Here is a 15,146-nt window from a genome sequence, read left to right on the forward strand (position 1 = left end):
AAGAAGAGGTTCAGCAGGGAGTTCAGGAAGGCTTCTCCTCCTGGTTGGTGATGAAGTCGGCGGGGATCTCGGGGCTCCAGACGGCCGGCGGGACGTCCCAGTCGCCCGCCTTCCAGCTGTCCGTGATGCAGTCCATGTCGCTGGAGTACTCGATCCAGCTGCCCCATGGGTCCTGGATGTAGTGGAAGAAGTTCGAGCCCAGCGTGTGCCTGCCGAGGCCCCAGCCGTGGCTGTGACCCGCGGCGGCCATGGTCCGCGCACCCATCGCGATCTGGTCGATGTCGGCGACCTCCCAGGAGGAGTGGTGCAGACCGGGGTGGGTCGCGGGCAGGAAGCCGAAGACGTGGTGGTCACCGGGCCCGGAGTTCATGAAGGTCGCCTTGCCCCGGATGCGGTCCGACAGGCGCAGGCCCAGGGTGCGGGAGTAGTAGGCCTCGGACGCGTCCAGGTCCGTGCTGAAGATCAGCATGTGGCCCAGGCGCCGGGGGCGGGGCTTCTCGTCGGTGGTGAGCCAGCGGGCCTGGTCGACGCGGCGGATGCGGTCGCCGAAGTTGGGCTCATGGGCGTCCGTGGTGCCGAAGTCCCGCCAGGCGCCGAGCTGTTCGTCGCGCAGGTTCAGCAGGTTGCCCTCGTGGTCGCGGAACCACAGGCCACCGGGGAGCTGGGCGGGCGCGTCGAGCAGCCGCACACCGAGGCCCTCCAGATGGCGCTGCCAGTCGGGCAGGGAGTCGGGCTCCACGGCGAACGCCACGTGGTGCAGTCGCTTGACCGGCCCTTCCAGCAGGACCGTCTGGTCCTGCTCGCGGCCGTCGCAGCGGACCACCAGGGCGTTGTCCCGCTCGAGCGTCCGCAGGCCGAAGGTGTCGTAGAAGCTCTGGCCCGTGTCCAGGGAGGGGACCTGGAGTCCGTAGTGCAGCAGGCCTTTGACACGCAGCATGGCAATCTCCTCACAGTTCCGGTGCGCCGCGTCCCGACGGGTCGCACCACCTCTAAGTGTGTACACCTTTTTCGGCAGGAGTCCAGCTCTCCCAGGAAGCCGTTCCGAGATCCTCACCGCACACCATGACCGTCGCCTGGCCGACATCGGGCGCCTCACGGCCGGGCGCGAGGTCGTCGATCACCCGGCGGGCGGTGCGTGCGAGGTGTCGCGTGATCAGGTGTGCGGCCCGCTCGGGAGCGCCCGCCATGACGGCCCCGAACAGGTCGTAGTGCTCCTGCCGGCGCTGCGGGAACACCCCGGGATGCCGGTCCTGGAGCGTGCGCAGATAGCGCTCGCTGCGTTCGGCGTAGGAGGTGATCGTCCGCAGGACCGTGGGGGTGCACCGGCAGACGAGCACACGGTGGAAGGCCCGGTGGGCTTCGTGCCACGCCGTGGCATCTGCCGCCTCCTCGGCGCTGTCCATGTCGTGCAGATGCGCGGACGCCTCCTGGACCTCCTGCCGGGTCAGGCGGCCCGCGGTGATCCGCACGCCCATGGCTTCCAGGGAGATCCGGGCGGCGTAGAGGCAGTCGAGGTCGGCCACGTCCAGGCCGGTGACCCGGCCCCGGTGGTTGATGTCGGCGTCGATCAGCCCCTCTTCCTGGAGCATCCGGAACGCCTCGCGCAGCGGGGTGCGACTGACGTCGAAAACCCGCGCCAGCTCGGCCTGTTTCAGTTCCGTGCCGGGCGGCAGGACGCCGTCCAGGATCAGCCACCGCAGATGGTCGTGGATCTCGACGCTGGTGCGCCTGGGATGCGAGATGACCGGCAGCGGTATGCCGTCGAACGGATCCATCAAACCTGACTGCGTCACCCGCGCCGCCCGCCTCTCCACTGCATCCGGCTTCCCGGGCCTGGTCACAACACTTCCCTCAGCCTACCCTTTCCGGCGTAATGTGTATGCACTATGGTCCTGCTGTTCCCCACAGAGCCGCCAACCGGAGGAAGCCATGCAGTCGCCTGACTGGTCGTTGGTGCAGTACCGCACCGGCGACTCCGAGAAGACCGCCGTCGGTGTTCTGATCGACGGGAAGGTGGTGGAAGGGCCTCCCGAGACGGGCGGCCTGTCGCTCCTGGAGGTGCTGCGGCGGTGGGACGCCCTGGCACCCGGGCTGCGCCACTGGACGCCGTCCGTCTCCGCGACGATCCCCGACGCCCGGCTCGCACCGCCGCTGACGTACCCCGGCAAAGTCCTGTGCGCCGGCGCCAACTACTGGGACCACATCGCCGAGATGGGCATCGAGCGACCCGGCGAGCTCGGCGAACCGTTCTTCTTCCTCAAGCCGCCCACGACGACGGTGACGGGACCCGGCGATCCCGTGCCGCTGCCCGCCTACCCCGGCGCACGTGTCGACTGGGAGGCCGAACTCGCCGTCGTCATCGGCAGGCCCGGCCGCAACCTCACGCCCGACCAGGCCGTCGACCACGTGGCCGGCTATCTCGCCGCCAACGACATCTCCGCCCGGGACCGGCTCAAGTCCGCGCTCCCCGTCGCCGAGCCCTTCACCTTCGACTGGCTGGGGCACAAGGGACAGGACGGCTTCTGCCCGCTCGGCCCCGGGCTCGTGCCCGCCTGGCAGGTGCCCGACCCGCAGAACCTGCGGATCCGGCTCAGCGTCAACGGCGTGCTGAAGCAGGACTCCTCCACCGCGCAGATGATGGTGCCCATACTTGAGGTGGTGGCCGCGGCCAGCCGCCTCACCCGGCTCGAACCCGGGGACGTCATCCTCACCGGCACCCCCGCCGGCTGCGGGATCCCGCGCGGTGAGTTCCTCGCCGCCGGGGACGAGGTCGTCGTGGAGATCGAGCGGATCGGCCGCCTGCACAACACGGTGGTGGCACCCAGCGCGGTGGTGATCTCATGAACAGCACACTGACCCGTACGACGGTGGACTGGCCTGAGCCACTGCCGGTACCCGAGTCCATGCGGGCCGTCGTCTTCCGCCGCTTCGGCCCGCCCGACGTGCTGGAACAGGCGGTGATCGACACCCCTCGCCCTCTCCCCGGCGAGGTCCTCGTCCAGGTCGCCGCGGTGAGCATCGGCCGCCTGCTCGACCTCACGGCCCGCGCGGGCCGCCACCCGTACGCGCGGTTCCGGCTGCCGCACGTCCTCGGCGCGGACCACGCCGGGGTCGTCGCCGCTGTCGGGGACGGCGTGGACTCCGTCCAGGTCGGCGACCGGGCGGCGGTGTTCCCGGTCGTGACCTGCGGGACGTGCGCGCAGTGCGCCGAGGGTCGCGAGGAGGCCTGCGCCTCGCTGTCCCTGATCGGCACCCATCGCCCGGGCGCCTACGCGCAGTACTGCGTGGCCCCCGTACGCAACGTCCACCGGGTGCCGGACGGCATTTCACCCGCAGTGGCCGCGTCGCTCGCCCTGAACGGGGCGGTCGCCGCCAACCAGCTCGCCCAGGCGGGGCTGCGGCCCGGCCAGTGGGTGCTCGTGCAGGGTGCCGCCTCGGCGCTCGGATCGGCCACGGCGGCGCTCGCCCGGTATCTGGGCGCGCGGATCATCGCCACCTCGCGTTCGCCTCAGAAGCGCGAGGCGATGGCCGCGGCGGGAGCCGAGGTCGTCCTAGACGCCACCGCGCCCGACTTCTCGACACAGGTGCGCGAGGCCACCGAAGGCCACGGCGCCGACATCGTCGTGGACAATCTGGGCGACCCGGCCGTGTGGGACGCCACCATCGACGCACTGGCCCGCGGCGGCACGGTGGTCACCTCCGGGGCTTTCCTCGGCGGCAAGGTGCAGCTCGACCTGCTGCGCCTGTACTCCAACTGCCAGCGCGTCATCGGCGTACGCACCGGGAACCCGGCCGCGGTCGACGCCCTGTGGACCCACGTCGAGCAAGGGTTCCGCGCGGTCCTCGACCGCACGTTCCCAATCTCGCACGCCGCCGACGCGCACCGCTATCTGGAGGACGACAGCAATGTCGGCCGCGTCGCGTTGACCCTGGGACCGGACGACTGGAAGGCCTGAGAACCGGCGGCCTCACGCCTCGGCAGTCTCCGGCCGGCCGGGCTTCTCGGACTCCTCAGGGGCGATGAGGCCGCGGAACAGCGGGACAACGAGGCGCAGGATGTCCTCGGTGTCCGCGGCGGCCAGGTCCGGCATGCGCAGCAGATAGCGCTGACTGGCGATGCCCATCATCATGGCGCCGATCAGCGCGGCACGCAGACGGGCGTCGTCGGCCGTGACCGTGGCGGCCACCGGCTCGACGGCCTGGGCGGTGATATGGCTGCGCAGCAGTTCGGCGGCGTCTTCGCTGGTCATGCTGGTGCGCAGAAGAACGGCCATGGGGCTGTCCGGGTCCGCGGCCCAGGCCCCGAGCATGCCCCGCACGAGGTTCTCGACGGTCTGGGCGGGGTCGTCGGCGGTCATCTCGGGGACGGGGATGTCCCAGCGGACCGCCTCACGGAACAGCTCGTCCTTGCTGCCGAAGTACTGGATGACCGACGACTTGTCGACCTCGGCCTCTGCCGCGATGGCCCGGATCGTGGCTCGCTCATAGCCGACCTCGGCGAACTTCCGGCGTGCCGCCTCCAGGATGCGCCGCCGGGTGCGCTCGCCCTTGCGGGGGCAATCGGCCTCGGCCGCATGCTTCCTGGGCCGGCCCCGGCCGACTGCCGTCGGCTGCGCTGCTTCTTCTGTGACATCGGCGGCGGCCACTCCTGCCCCTTTCCTCGCTCGCTTCGATGCTACGGCGAGAGGGTTCCGCTACTGCGAGGTGGAGGTGCCGCACCCGGCCGTCAGGCCTGTCAGCCGCCGACGGCCCTGAGTGCCGCGCGCGTGGTGACGGGTTCGTACTCCGGGGCGACGTCGGCCATGACGCTCAGGGCCGTACGCGCCAGGTGACCGGCGACCACCCGGCCGGCCTCGGCCTCGTCGTTCGCCTTGAGGGCCTCCAACAGCGCCTCGTGCTCCTTGCGCGCCCGCGCCGACGATCCCGGTACGCCCAGCTGGGCGAGGCGGATGTAGCGCTCGCTGTGTTCGGCGAGCGAGGAGAGCATGCGCTGCAGCTGTGCTCCGACAGCCTTCGTGGCCAGGTGGTGGAACTCACGGTGCGCGGCGTACCACTCGAATTGACTCCCGTCGTCCGCGAGGCCCTTCATCCGCTCCAGCAGCTCGCTCATGCGGTCGAGGTCCTCGCCGGTGAGCGTCTTCGCCGTCGTGGTCACGGCCAGGGCTTCCAGCATGATGCGGGCCCCGTACACACCGTCCAGGTCCTCGGGGTCCACCGCGCGCACCCGGGCCCGCTGGTCGGGCCTGGCGTCGATCAGGCCCTCCTCCTGGAGGAGCCGGAACGCCTCGCGCATGGGGGTCCGACTGACGCCCAGTTTGCGGGCCATCTCGGCCTGGAGCAGCGCCGAGCCCGGGGGCAGTTCACCACTGAGGATCATGGCCCGCAGCCGCCCGTGCACATCGAGAGCCATCCGGCGTCCGCCGGTGGCCGCCTGGGAGTTCACACCAGGTGCCGGAGCGCCGTCGACCACGCTCATGGGCCGGGCCGGATCTCGCTCTTCCGACGATTCGCTCGTATTCCTGCTCACGCCGGGAGTGTACCCAAGAGGTGTATCCAATAAGGACGTGCGGGAGCCCGGACCGGGCGACAACCCGCCGACAGGCCATCGTCCGAGTCCGGGGGCGCCCGGGACTGTATTCACCTTTCGCGTATTCAGCTCGCCGGTGTCGGAGTTCGTGCCCGACGCCACGGCGCTCCGGCATGCCGAGATCTCATGCGAAGAGCGGAGCGAGATCGAAGTAGACGCGGAAGTCGTCGATGAGGCCGGCCTCGTCGACATGCCACACGGTGACGGCCGGGACGGTGACGGTGTCTCCGGCCAGCCGGTAGTAGTCGACCAACTCCTCGACGACGGTGTCGGAACCGGAGTTCCACTCATGGATGACCGTGTGGCGCAGCCCCTTGATCATGCCGAAGAAGCCATTGACCCCTGCCTCTATCGCCTCGGGTCCGGTCATCGGCTCGTTGTTCCCGAAACGCATGCGGCCCTGCGGGGCGAACAGCCGGCTGAAGCCGGCCGCGTCGGTCGCGTCGACCAGCGCGAACACCTTGGCGGAGAACTCCGTCTGCATCGCAGTCATGGCTGTCTCCCTCAGGCCGAGATTCCGGTGGTGGCACCCGCGACCCGGTCGCGTACCGCCTTGAGCGTCGTCCGCACCGCATCGAGGTAGTCGACCTCCATGTGCGCGGCGAACTCCTTCTCCGCGGCGCTGCCCGCCTCCACTCCGTCGACGACAATGCGGAAGGAGAACGTCAGGGTCAGTTCTCCCGCATCGTCGTGGCCGATCTCGTTGTCGATCGTGCCCCTGGCCGTGCCGTGCGTACGCACGAAGTGCACACGCTGCTTCGGGTAGAACGTGACGACCTCGCGCACCGGCTGCCCTGCGTGCACGACATCGCGCACAAGACCGCCCTCGAACCGCTCGGTCACGGTGCACTCGCTCATGCTGGCGACATACGCCAGCGGGTCCTGGGCCTTGTCCACCAGGCCTTCCCAGACGTCGTCCACCCGGAGCACCGGCTCCGCGCCGTCGTTCACGGGAAGAGTGCGGCTCACTTCGATCATGATGTCCCTCCACTGCATCGAACTCCACCGGCCGATTCGGCGTTGCGCCACCGAGGGCCTGCACCTCGAAGTGTGCACACTCTGAGTTCCCCAGTAAAGATGAAAGGCGATTTCTTTCGAGATCGACTTCAAAGGAGCGCTCGTAAATGTATGCAGTTATCTGGCCTCACTCATGAGGCCAGGGCGCATCTCCGCCTCTGTCATGCGCCGAGGATCTTCGCCACCTTCAGAAAGGGGGCAGCCTCTTCGGCGCGCCCCAGCCGCTCCAACGCGCGGCCGAGAAGGAGATGCGCGTAGGCGTCGCCCGGGTCTCGCTCGACCAGCACGCGCAGTTCGGCCTCGGCCCGGCCCAGGGCCGCCGAATGGTAATAGGCGCGGGCGAGCAGCAGCCGTGGGCCGTTCTGCTCGGGGTGATCCGCGACGAGGCCGCTCAGGATGCGCGCGGCGGCGATGTAGTCACGAGCATCGAAGAGCAACTTCGCCCGCTCCCAGTCCTCAGCGGCCGTCGAAGTGGCGCCGTCCGCCCCGTCCATGTTCCTCTCCATGCCCTGCTCCCCTCATTCACTTCATCAACCTGGTTACTCAAACGCACCGAGTGCACCGAAACTTCCCTGTCGGTACCATGGGGACCATGACCGAGACCCGGCTGCCGCTGCACTCCTGCTCCTACACCGAAGACGTCTTCAACCTCCTCGGCAAGCGCTGGACGGGTCCCCTCATCGATCTCCTCCTCCAGCGTCCGGCCCGCTTCAGTGAACTGCACTCCGCGCTTCCGGCGCTGTCGAAGCGCGTGTTGAGCGACCGCCTCTCCGAGCTCCAGGAGGTGGAACTCGTCGAGCGCGAGGTCTCTCCCGGTCCCCCGGTCGCCGTCACCTACCGGCTCACCGAGCGCGGCATGGGCCTCGGACCCGCCATGGACGCCCTGCGAATCTGGGCCGGCGCCCCCGTCGACGACCAGGGACGCCCGCTTCCGCACACGGAGACCGACGAGCACGACACGGAGCCGAGCCGGACCTGAAGGCGATCCGATCGTCGTCATGCGGGAGGCGGCAGCGCCTGCTCTGTCCAGATGCACTTCCCCGTCGGCGTGTAACGGGTGCCCCAGCGCCGGCAGAGCGCGGCGACCAGCTGCAACCCGCGTCCGCCCTCGTCGGTCTCCAGAGCGCGGCGGATACGGGGGGTGGTCAGACTGCCGTCCGACACCTCACAGACCAGGTCGGCGCTGCGCAGCAGCCGAAGCCGTATGGGCCCCTTAGCGTGTCGTACGACGTTGCCGACGAGCTCGCTCGCGATCAGTTCGGTGCTCATCGTCAGCTCGTCCAGATTCCACGAGGACAGTTGCTCGCGCACGTGCCCGCGGGCCTCGCCCGCCGCACGCGGATCCTCGGGCAGGGTCCAGGAGGCCATCTGGTCGGCGGCCAGAGCGTTGAGACGGGCGACGAGCAGCGTGGCGTCGTCGTCGATGTCCCGCTGGTCGAAGGGCAGCAGGCCGGAAACGAGGGTGTCGCAGACCGTGTCGGGGCCTTGGCTGTGTGCCGTGCGCAGGAGCGCGGCGAGAGCGGTGAGGCCCTCGTCGAACTCACGTCCGGCGGACTCGACGAGACCGTCGGTGTACAGGACGAGAAGGCTGCCCTCGGGCAGCGTCAGCTCCACCGTTTCGAACGGGGGCTCGGCCGCGCCGAGCGGCGGGTCGGGATCCGCCTCGGGGATGTGCACGCTCCCGTCCGGATGCACCACGACCAGCTGCGGATGCCCGGCGCGGACGAAGGAGCAGACCAGGGTCGTCGGGTCGTAGACCGCGTACAGGCAGGTGGCGTACGAGTCGTCGCCGAGGCCGCCGACGATGTCGTTGAGGCGGACCATGACCTCGTCGGGAGGCAGTTCGAGGTCGGCGAGCGTGTGCACCGCGGTGCGCAGCCGTCCCATCGTGGCCGCCTCGGACAGCCCGTGCCCCATCACATCGCCGATGACCAGCGCGACCTGGTCGCCGGACAGCGGGATGACGTCGTACCAGTCGCCACCGACCTCCATGCCGTGGCCGGCGGGCAGATAGCGGGCGGCGGCAGTGCAGGCAGGCGGCGTGGGCAGCGCGCGCGGGAGCAGACCGCGCTGGAGTTCCTGGGCCCGGGTGTGCACGGAGTCGTACACCCGGGCCCGGTCCAGGGCCTGCGCGACCAGACCGCTGATGGCGATCAGCAGGGTGCGTTCCTCGCCTGTCAGCCGGCGCGGGTGGTCGAAACTGATCGTGCAGCTGCCGAGCACACGCCCGGCGGCGGTCAATGGCAGGAAGGCCCACGACTGCTTGGCCACCTCGCCCGGCCAGGTGGCCTGCCCCGGATAGCGTGCCGCGTACTCCTCCGCCGACGAGATGAACACCGGCGCGTCCAGGAGCAGCGAGTCCCAGACCGGCGTGGCCTCGCGGAGCAGGGCGCCGTCCATCCGGTCCAGGAACTTCTGGGGGTAGCCGACGGCTCCGACGTTGTACGCCCGGTCGCCCTCGATGGTCTGCATGACCAGGCCGACGGCGCCGAACGGCTGCATCACCCGCCGGGCGACCGCGTCCGCGACGTCCTTCGAGGTGGTCGCCCTGGCGAGAGCCGTCGTCAGTTCCGTGATCCGGGCGGATCGCTCGGCGGCAGCGCGTTCGGCGGCCTCGCGCTCGGCGTCGAGTCGCCGTGCCTCGGTGACGTCGGCGCAGTAGCAGGTGGTGCCTTCCGGCACCGGGACCAGCCGCAGGTGGTAGCAGCGGCCGGTGTCGGGCAGGCGGATGTCGAATCCGGCCGGGACGACCTCTGCGGCGGCGGTCCGGCAGCGGCGCTCCAGGCCACGAACCTGCCGTACCCGGGGCAGCTCCCACAGAACCTGGCCGAGCAGCTCCTCCTCGGAGGATCCGAGGGTGCGCTCCGCCTCCAGGTTGGCGAACACGATCCTCCAGTCATGGTCCAGGGCCAGAAAACCGTCGCTCATGTGCCGCAGGGCCCGGGCGAGCGCGTCCCGGGCCGAGTAGGACTCCTCGATCCCCCACCAGCCGCCCACCATCCTCAGCGGCTCCCCCTCGTCGTCGCGCACCACCTTGCCGCGCGCGAGGGTCCAGCGGCTCGTACCGTCCGGCCGGCGGATCCGGAACTCGGCCTGGTAGAGCGTGCGGTCACGGATCGACTTCTCGACCTCGGCCAGCATCCACGGCAGATCGTCGGGGTGAACGACTTTCATGAACGTATCGATCCGGGGCACGAAGTCGGCCGGGTCCACACCGCACAGGGCCATGGAGGCTTCGTCCCAGTACAGCTCTCCGGACTGGATGCTCCACTCCCATGAGCCGACCTGGACCTCCTCCAGCGCCTCCCGGACGCGGGTGCTGCTCCAGTTCCGCTGCGGCGGCCGGGTGGGAGGCGGCGCCTGGTCCAACCGCTGCTCGACCCAGGCGGTCACCGCTCGCAGGAAGTCCCACTGCTCCTCGGTCGGCTCACCACCGTCGCCGGTCAGGACGGTGAGCGCGCCGACGGCGTGGTCCGCCCCGAACACGGGAACGGCGGCCGCGCCGGTGGCCGGCCATACCCTCGCGGAGGACTCGGTCGGGGCATCGGGGCCGGAGGGCACCCACACCGGGCGGCCCTGGCGTACGGCGCGAGCCGGGGCGGTGGTCCCTTCCTGGCCGACGATCTCCCAGGCCCGGGTGAGGACGAGGGGCAGTCCGTTCGCCGACACCAGGCGCAGTGCGGACATGGGGCCGCTGAAGTGCACCATTCCGCCCAGGGCGCCCAGCTCCGTCACGGCGTGCTGGAGAGCCAGCCGGAAGACTTCCTTCTCCGTCACCCCGGTGTCCACGGCGCTGAGCAGATCGAGCCGCGCCTTCATGAGACCAACTCTACGCAACCCGCCTTGATCGCGACGTGTCTCCCAGGCACCCTGCCGTCGCCCTGACGGGGCGCCCGTGCGGTATCGATCAGCGACGCGTCAGCGCGGCGGGCCGAGCAGGATCTGTCCGTACTTCTCGGCGGCTTCGGCCAGCCTCTCCGGTGTGATGGCGAAGTCCTTGGGGCGGGGGGTGCTGATGTCGCGGCCGGCCTGCTGGAACATGCCCTCGATGCCACCGGGGGTAGTGATCATCAGCAGGTCGGCGGTGTCCGAGGTGATGCGGTAACCGTGCGGGATGTTCCGGGGCAGGTAGACGATCCCGCCCTCCGACAGCTCCATCTGCTCGTCACCGAGCCACAGCAGCGCCTCACCCTTGATCAGCATGAAGATCTCGTCCTCACGAGTGTGCATGTGAAATGGCGGCGCCTCCCCCTTGGCGACATCGAACCTGCCCACAGTGAGCTGCCCCTCCGTGGCCTCACTGTCGAGCAGGACGGAGAACGTGCCCCCGTCCAGCCACTCCAGCGTCTGCTGCCGTTCCGGGTTCGCCAGAAATGCCATGGACATGATGCGGATCCTTACGTGAGTCGGTGTTCGGGTCAGGCCAGGAACGGGGTGAGTACGGCGAGGAGGGCTTCGGGGTGCTCGTCGGGGATGTAGTGACCGCTGCCGGCGATCACCGATTCCTGCACGGCGGGTATGACGGGCTTCAGGGTCTGTGCCAGATAGCTCCCGACACTGTGCTCGGCACCGACGGCCAGTACGGGCATCGTCAGGAGGCCGCCCGCCTCGCCCCAGGCACGGTTGTCCCGGCCGTCCTGGAGCATGGTGCGGTAGTGCTCGAAGCCGCCGCGCAGGGCGTCCGGGCTGTTCAGGGACGCGGCGATGGTGTCGATCTCCTCGGGCGGGAAGGCCGCGGAGTTGGCGGCCATCTTCGCGAACCACCAGGTCAGGAACGCCTTCTCGTTGCCCTGGAAGAGCAGCTCCGGCGCCTCGGGGGCCATGAAGAGACCGAAGTGGAAGAGGCCGCCCGACGCCGGGTCCATGATCTCTTCCAGGCCGTAGCCGGGGACTGCCAGGTCGACCAGGGCGAGCTTGTGGACCTGCTCGGGATACAGGCGGGCGTAGGAGAAGGCGACCATGCCACCGATGTCGTGGCCGACGATGCGGAACGGACCGGTCAGCCCCAGCGCCTGCAGCAGCTCGTGCACGTCACGCGCCTGGTTGTCCTTGTCGTAGCCCGCCTCCGTGATCGCCGAACCGCCGGTACCGCGCAGGTCGGGTGCCACGACGGTGTACCCCAGGTCGGCGAGGGGCCGCAGCATGAACCGCCACTCCCGCCAGGTCTGCGGCCAGCCGTGCAGGAGCACGAGGGGCTCGCCCGAGCCGCCGATGACGCTGTGGATCCGGGTGCCGTTGACCTCTCGGACGACCTGGGTGAAGCCCTCGGGAAGGTCCTCGGCGAAGGCGTGCCCGTTCGGGGCCGCGGCCTGAGCCGGTATCTGCGAGGTGGTGCTGCTCGTCACTTCTTCTCTCCGATGAGTTCTGGTGCTGTCGGGGCGAGCGAGGGCGGGGTGCGGTGCGGAGGGGCCAACTCCCGCACCCCGCCTGGCTGGTTCAGTTCTGGGGGAGGAGTTCCATGAGGATGTTGATGATCTTGCTGCCGTTCTCGGTGGTCCAGTTGTGGGCGAGTTCGGCGAGGAGCTGGTTGGTGGAGGTGATGGTGGCGCCGGCCTTGTCCATGCGGCGGATGGAGATGTCGTCGGCCATCTTGGAGGGGGAGCCGCCGGCGTCGGCGACGACCTGGACGGGGTGACCGGCGGCGAGGGCGGTGAGGGTGGGGTAGACGGTGCAGACGTCGTTGGTGACGCCGGCGATGATCAGGTGGCTGCGGCCGGTTGCGGCGACGGCGTCGGCGAAGTTCTTGTCGTCGAAGGCGTTGACGACACCCTGACGCTGGATACGCCCGGCGAACTCCTCCGGCGCTATCTCGGCCAGCTCGGACAGCAGCGGGCCCTGGGCGTACTCCTCCATGGAGGAGGTCAGCACCAGCGGCATGTCGAGGGCCTTGGCGGCCTTGGCCAGGGCCAGGGCATTGGCCTTCATCTCCTCGAACGCGATCGAGCCGACCCAGCCCATGGTCCCGACCTGGTGGTCGATGAGGAGCAGGGCGGAGTTCTCGGGGGTGAACGCCTCGGCGCTCTGCGCGGTCTGTGCGGTCATGACGGGACCTCTTCCAGGGGTGGTATCGGTGATCGGCTGTATTACTTGGTCGCCCAATCATTGGTTGTAGCGTACTCCACCTCGGATACATTCCCTACATCGGAATCTAATTTGGTCGGCCAACACAACGGTGGGCGAGACAGCCCGCCTCCGGCCGCACCTGGGCGTACCGGCTCAGCCGTCGCCGAGTGGCCGCAGCATCCGCAGCACCATCTCGACGGTGCGCTCAAGGGGACGCTGTCGCGTGGTGACGTTGAGAAGGAGAGTGCGCGTCAGCACGGCACCCAGGAGCATGTCGAAGACGTCGTCCGGGTCGACGTCGGGGTCGACGCTTCCGGGCGGCGCGGCGCGCAGGATGTCCTGGAACTGCGGACGCGCCGAGACCCTCAGGTCCAGCTCCGGCGGACGGGGGCGCCGCGACGTCTGATGGTGCGCCAGGAGTCCCGCCGCGGCCGCACGTGCCGCGGGCGCGTTGAAGGCCGCCAGGTAGGCATGGATGAACCGGCCCACATCGCGACGCAGATCTCCCGTCGGCCGGACGCTCAGCGGGCTGAGCCCGGGGAACGTGGCCTCCTCGATCAGTTCGATCCGTGACGGCCAGCGGCGGTAGATGGCGGACGCGTGCACGCCAGAGTGCTCCGCGACGGCCTGGATCGTCGTCGCGTCGAAGCCGCGCCGGACGAGCAGTTCGCGCGTCGCCACGAGGGCCCGTTCGTCGATGCTCGTGTCACGTGGACGACCCGGGCGACGGCGAGACTCGGTCATGGCGGACATCGTAGTGACCAAGACCCCCACGGCTTATTTATAGGAGACGGTCTTCTATAACTCGCCCGGCGTCGCTACAGTCCCATGGCGGAGAGGAGAACCTCTGATGCGGGCTGCTGTGCTGCGGGGCGGGACGGTCGAGGTCCGGATCGTCGATGATCCGGTTCCCGGACCGGGCCAGCTCCTTGTCCGATCGCTCGCGTGCGGGATCTGCGCGTCGGACCTCCACTTCATGGACCATCCGGAGGCCGGCGCCGACGACGACAGCGGGATGTCGACGTACGACCAGGATGTCGACATCGTCATGGGCCACGAGTACTGCGCCGAGGTGGTCGACCACGGCCCCGGCACCGAACGCCGTATCCCCGTGGGTACCCGGGTGAGTTCGCTGCCGGTGCTGCCCACCGCCGCCGGCCGCAGGATCATCGGGCAGAACCCGGAGTCGCCCGGCGGGTTCGGCGAGTATCTGCTGCTGACCGAGGCCATTACCCGGGTCGTGGTCTCCGAGCTCCCCAGTGAGGTCGTCTGTGTCGCCGACGCGATCTCGGTGGGCTGGTCGACCGCGTCTCGCGCCCAGGTCACGACCAGGGAGATACCGCTGGTCATCGGCTGCGGCGCGGTCGCCCTGTCGGTGATCGCGCGGCTCAAGGCTCTTGGGGTGGGGCCGATCGTGGCGGTCGACTTCGTGGCCTCGCGGCGCGAGACCGCACGCGCCATGGGGGCCGACATGGTCGTCGATCCCGCCGCGGTCTCGCCGTACCGGGCCTGGCGCGAGGTGGCCCGCGGGCCCGCCGAGTCGACGAAGGACATGCTGGCCACGATGGCGGGCCTTCCGGGATGCGTCGTGTTCGAGTGCGTCGGCGTCCCGGGCGTGCTCGACTCGATCATCAGGGGCTGCGAGCGCGGCACCCGGATCTTCTCCGTGGGCGGTCCGCCCGAGGGCGACCACCTGCACACCCTGACCGCCAAACGGAAGGGCCTCAACATCCAGTTCGGCGGCGGCCCGTCGATGGATCACTGGGACGAGGCGTTCGAGGCGGTCTGCTCCGGCGGCCTCGACGTCACACCGATGCTCGGCCGGACCGTCGGGCTCGACGAGGTGCCCGACGCCCTCGACGCGGCACGCGACGCGGACGGACCGGCCCGCATCGTCGTCGTGCCCTGAACAGGAACCTGAACAGCCTTCGGAGAGGGCCCACATGAGCGAGATCGACGAACTGCGCGTCACGGTCGAGAAGCTGACGGCAGAGGTTCGCGCGCTTCGGGACGAGGTCGACATCATGCAGCTCGTCGCCCAGTACGGGCCCGCCGTCGACAGCGGTTCCGGGGAGGCCGCGGCGGCGCTCTGGACCGACGACGGCGTCTTCGACGCCATCCCCCACCTGCGGATGGAAGGCCGGGACGACATCGTCGGCATGGTCCACGGCACAGGTCACCAAAGCGTGATCGCGGGCGGCTGCGGCCACGTCCTGACCGTGCCGCACATCGTCGTCGACGGCGACCACGCCACCGGCCGCAGCCACGCGCTGCACCTGCGCTGGGACGCCGACGCCGGCCGCTTCTGGGTCTTCCAGGTCTCCGCGAACACCTGGCGCTGGGAGCGCACGGCCCAGGGCTGGCGCATCGCCGAGCGGATCAACGCCAACCTCGACGGCTCCCCCGGACCCCGCGCGATGCTGACGCCGCCCAACGCCGGCCGCACGCCCGGTGGACCACGAGCGGAGGAGCAGTGATC

General features: G+C 69.8%; 17 protein-coding genes. 5 read left to right on the plus strand and 12 right to left on the minus strand.

The genetic code is table 11. From position 1 onward, the window contains the following. Window positions 1-22: 22 nt before the first annotated feature. Together ACWD4G_RS30560 and ACWD4G_RS30565 are read right to left on the minus strand one after the other, a co-directional pair. Window positions 23-937, minus strand: coding sequence for a VOC family protein (locus ACWD4G_RS30560; protein WP_451299066.1), 915 nt, complete (start codon window positions 935-937; stop codon window positions 23-25). Window positions 938-989: 52 nt separating this feature from the next. Continuing rightward, window positions 990-1,775 (minus strand): GntR family transcriptional regulator, encoded by a 786-nt coding sequence (locus tag ACWD4G_RS30565; RefSeq protein ID WP_451299068.1) that lies wholly within the window; start codon window positions 1,773-1,775, stop codon window positions 990-992. A 154-nt stretch (window positions 1,776-1,929) separates the two neighbouring features. Between ACWD4G_RS30565 and ACWD4G_RS30570 the strand changes: the two genes are divergently transcribed. Next, window positions 1,930-2,844, plus strand: a complete 915-nt coding sequence (locus tag ACWD4G_RS30570) for a fumarylacetoacetate hydrolase family protein (protein WP_451299070.1) — start codon at window positions 1,930-1,932, stop codon at window positions 2,842-2,844. Then, window positions 2,841-3,956: a zinc-binding dehydrogenase gene (locus ACWD4G_RS30575; RefSeq protein ID WP_451299072.1), complete on the plus strand. Its 1,116-nt coding sequence runs from the start codon at window positions 2,841-2,843 to the stop codon at window positions 3,954-3,956. Before ACWD4G_RS30570 ends, ACWD4G_RS30575 begins: the two co-directional genes overlap by 4 nt. A 12-nt stretch (window positions 3,957-3,968) precedes the next feature. Here the strand turns inward: ACWD4G_RS30575 and ACWD4G_RS30580 are convergent, their stop codons facing one another. The 5 genes from ACWD4G_RS30580 to ACWD4G_RS30600 all read right to left on the minus strand — a co-directional run bounded on the left by ACWD4G_RS30580 (window position 3,969) and on the right by ACWD4G_RS30600 (window position 7,110). Beyond that, window positions 3,969-4,646: a TetR/AcrR family transcriptional regulator gene (locus tag ACWD4G_RS30580; RefSeq protein ID WP_451299074.1), complete on the minus strand. Its 678-nt coding sequence runs from the start codon at window positions 4,644-4,646 to the stop codon at window positions 3,969-3,971. Between the two features lie 89 nt (window positions 4,647-4,735). Beyond that, window positions 4,736-5,527, minus strand: coding sequence for a GntR family transcriptional regulator (locus ACWD4G_RS30585; protein WP_451299076.1), 792 nt, complete (start codon window positions 5,525-5,527; stop codon window positions 4,736-4,738). Window positions 5,528-5,711: 184 nt separating this feature from the next. Beyond that, window positions 5,712-6,080 (minus strand): nuclear transport factor 2 family protein, encoded by a 369-nt coding sequence (locus ACWD4G_RS30590; protein WP_451299078.1) that lies wholly within the window; start codon window positions 6,078-6,080, stop codon window positions 5,712-5,714. 11 nt (window positions 6,081-6,091) lie between these two features. Continuing rightward, a complete protein-coding gene (locus ACWD4G_RS30595; RefSeq protein WP_451299080.1) occupies window positions 6,092-6,565 on the minus strand; it encodes an SRPBCC family protein in 474 nt (157 codons plus the stop codon). Window positions 6,566-6,765: 200 nt separating this feature from the next. Next, the gene (locus tag ACWD4G_RS30600) at window positions 6,766-7,110 is read right to left on the minus strand and encodes a tetratricopeptide repeat protein (RefSeq protein WP_451299082.1); all 345 of its coding nucleotides are present in this window, start codon (window positions 7,108-7,110) and stop codon (window positions 6,766-6,768) included. A gap of 86 nt (window positions 7,111-7,196) precedes the next feature. Between ACWD4G_RS30600 and ACWD4G_RS30605 the strand changes: the two genes are divergently transcribed. Next, the gene (locus tag ACWD4G_RS30605; RefSeq protein ID WP_451299084.1) at window positions 7,197-7,583 is read left to right on the plus strand and encodes a winged helix-turn-helix transcriptional regulator; all 387 of its coding nucleotides are present in this window, start codon (window positions 7,197-7,199) and stop codon (window positions 7,581-7,583) included. Window positions 7,584-7,600: 17 nt separating this feature from the next. On the opposite strand, the gene ACWD4G_RS30610 is transcribed toward ACWD4G_RS30605, so the two are convergent. The 5 genes from ACWD4G_RS30610 to ACWD4G_RS30630 form a co-directional block, all read right to left on the minus strand. Then, complete coding sequence (locus ACWD4G_RS30610) at window positions 7,601-10,423, minus strand: SpoIIE family protein phosphatase (protein ID WP_451299086.1); 2,823 nt, start codon at window positions 10,421-10,423, stop codon at window positions 7,601-7,603. 99 nt (window positions 10,424-10,522) lie between these two features. Beyond that, a complete protein-coding gene (locus ACWD4G_RS30615) occupies window positions 10,523-10,990 on the minus strand; it encodes a cupin domain-containing protein (protein WP_451299088.1) in 468 nt (155 codons plus the stop codon). Between the two features lie 32 nt (window positions 10,991-11,022). Further along, window positions 11,023-11,949: an alpha/beta fold hydrolase gene (locus ACWD4G_RS30620; RefSeq protein ID WP_451299090.1), complete on the minus strand. Its 927-nt coding sequence runs from the start codon at window positions 11,947-11,949 to the stop codon at window positions 11,023-11,025. Between the two features lie 91 nt (window positions 11,950-12,040). Beyond that, a complete protein-coding gene (locus ACWD4G_RS30625; RefSeq protein WP_451299092.1) occupies window positions 12,041-12,646 on the minus strand; it encodes an isochorismatase family protein in 606 nt (201 codons plus the stop codon). Between the two features lie 174 nt (window positions 12,647-12,820). After that, a complete protein-coding gene (locus ACWD4G_RS30630) occupies window positions 12,821-13,411 on the minus strand; it encodes a helix-turn-helix domain-containing protein (RefSeq protein WP_451299094.1) in 591 nt (196 codons plus the stop codon). A gap of 106 nt (window positions 13,412-13,517) precedes the next feature. Here ACWD4G_RS30630 and ACWD4G_RS30635 point away from each other — a divergent pair, with 106 nt between their 5' ends. Both ACWD4G_RS30635 and ACWD4G_RS30640 read left to right on the plus strand, forming a co-directional pair. Next, window positions 13,518-14,576: a zinc-binding dehydrogenase gene (locus ACWD4G_RS30635; RefSeq protein WP_451299096.1), complete on the plus strand. Its 1,059-nt coding sequence runs from the start codon at window positions 13,518-13,520 to the stop codon at window positions 14,574-14,576. A 34-nt stretch (window positions 14,577-14,610) separates the two neighbouring features. Then, window positions 14,611-15,144, plus strand: coding sequence for a nuclear transport factor 2 family protein (locus ACWD4G_RS30640; RefSeq protein ID WP_451299098.1), 534 nt, complete (start codon window positions 14,611-14,613; stop codon window positions 15,142-15,144). Window positions 15,145-15,146 lie beyond the last annotated feature (2 nt).

Source organism: Streptomyces sp. NPDC002643 (assembly GCF_053592555.1).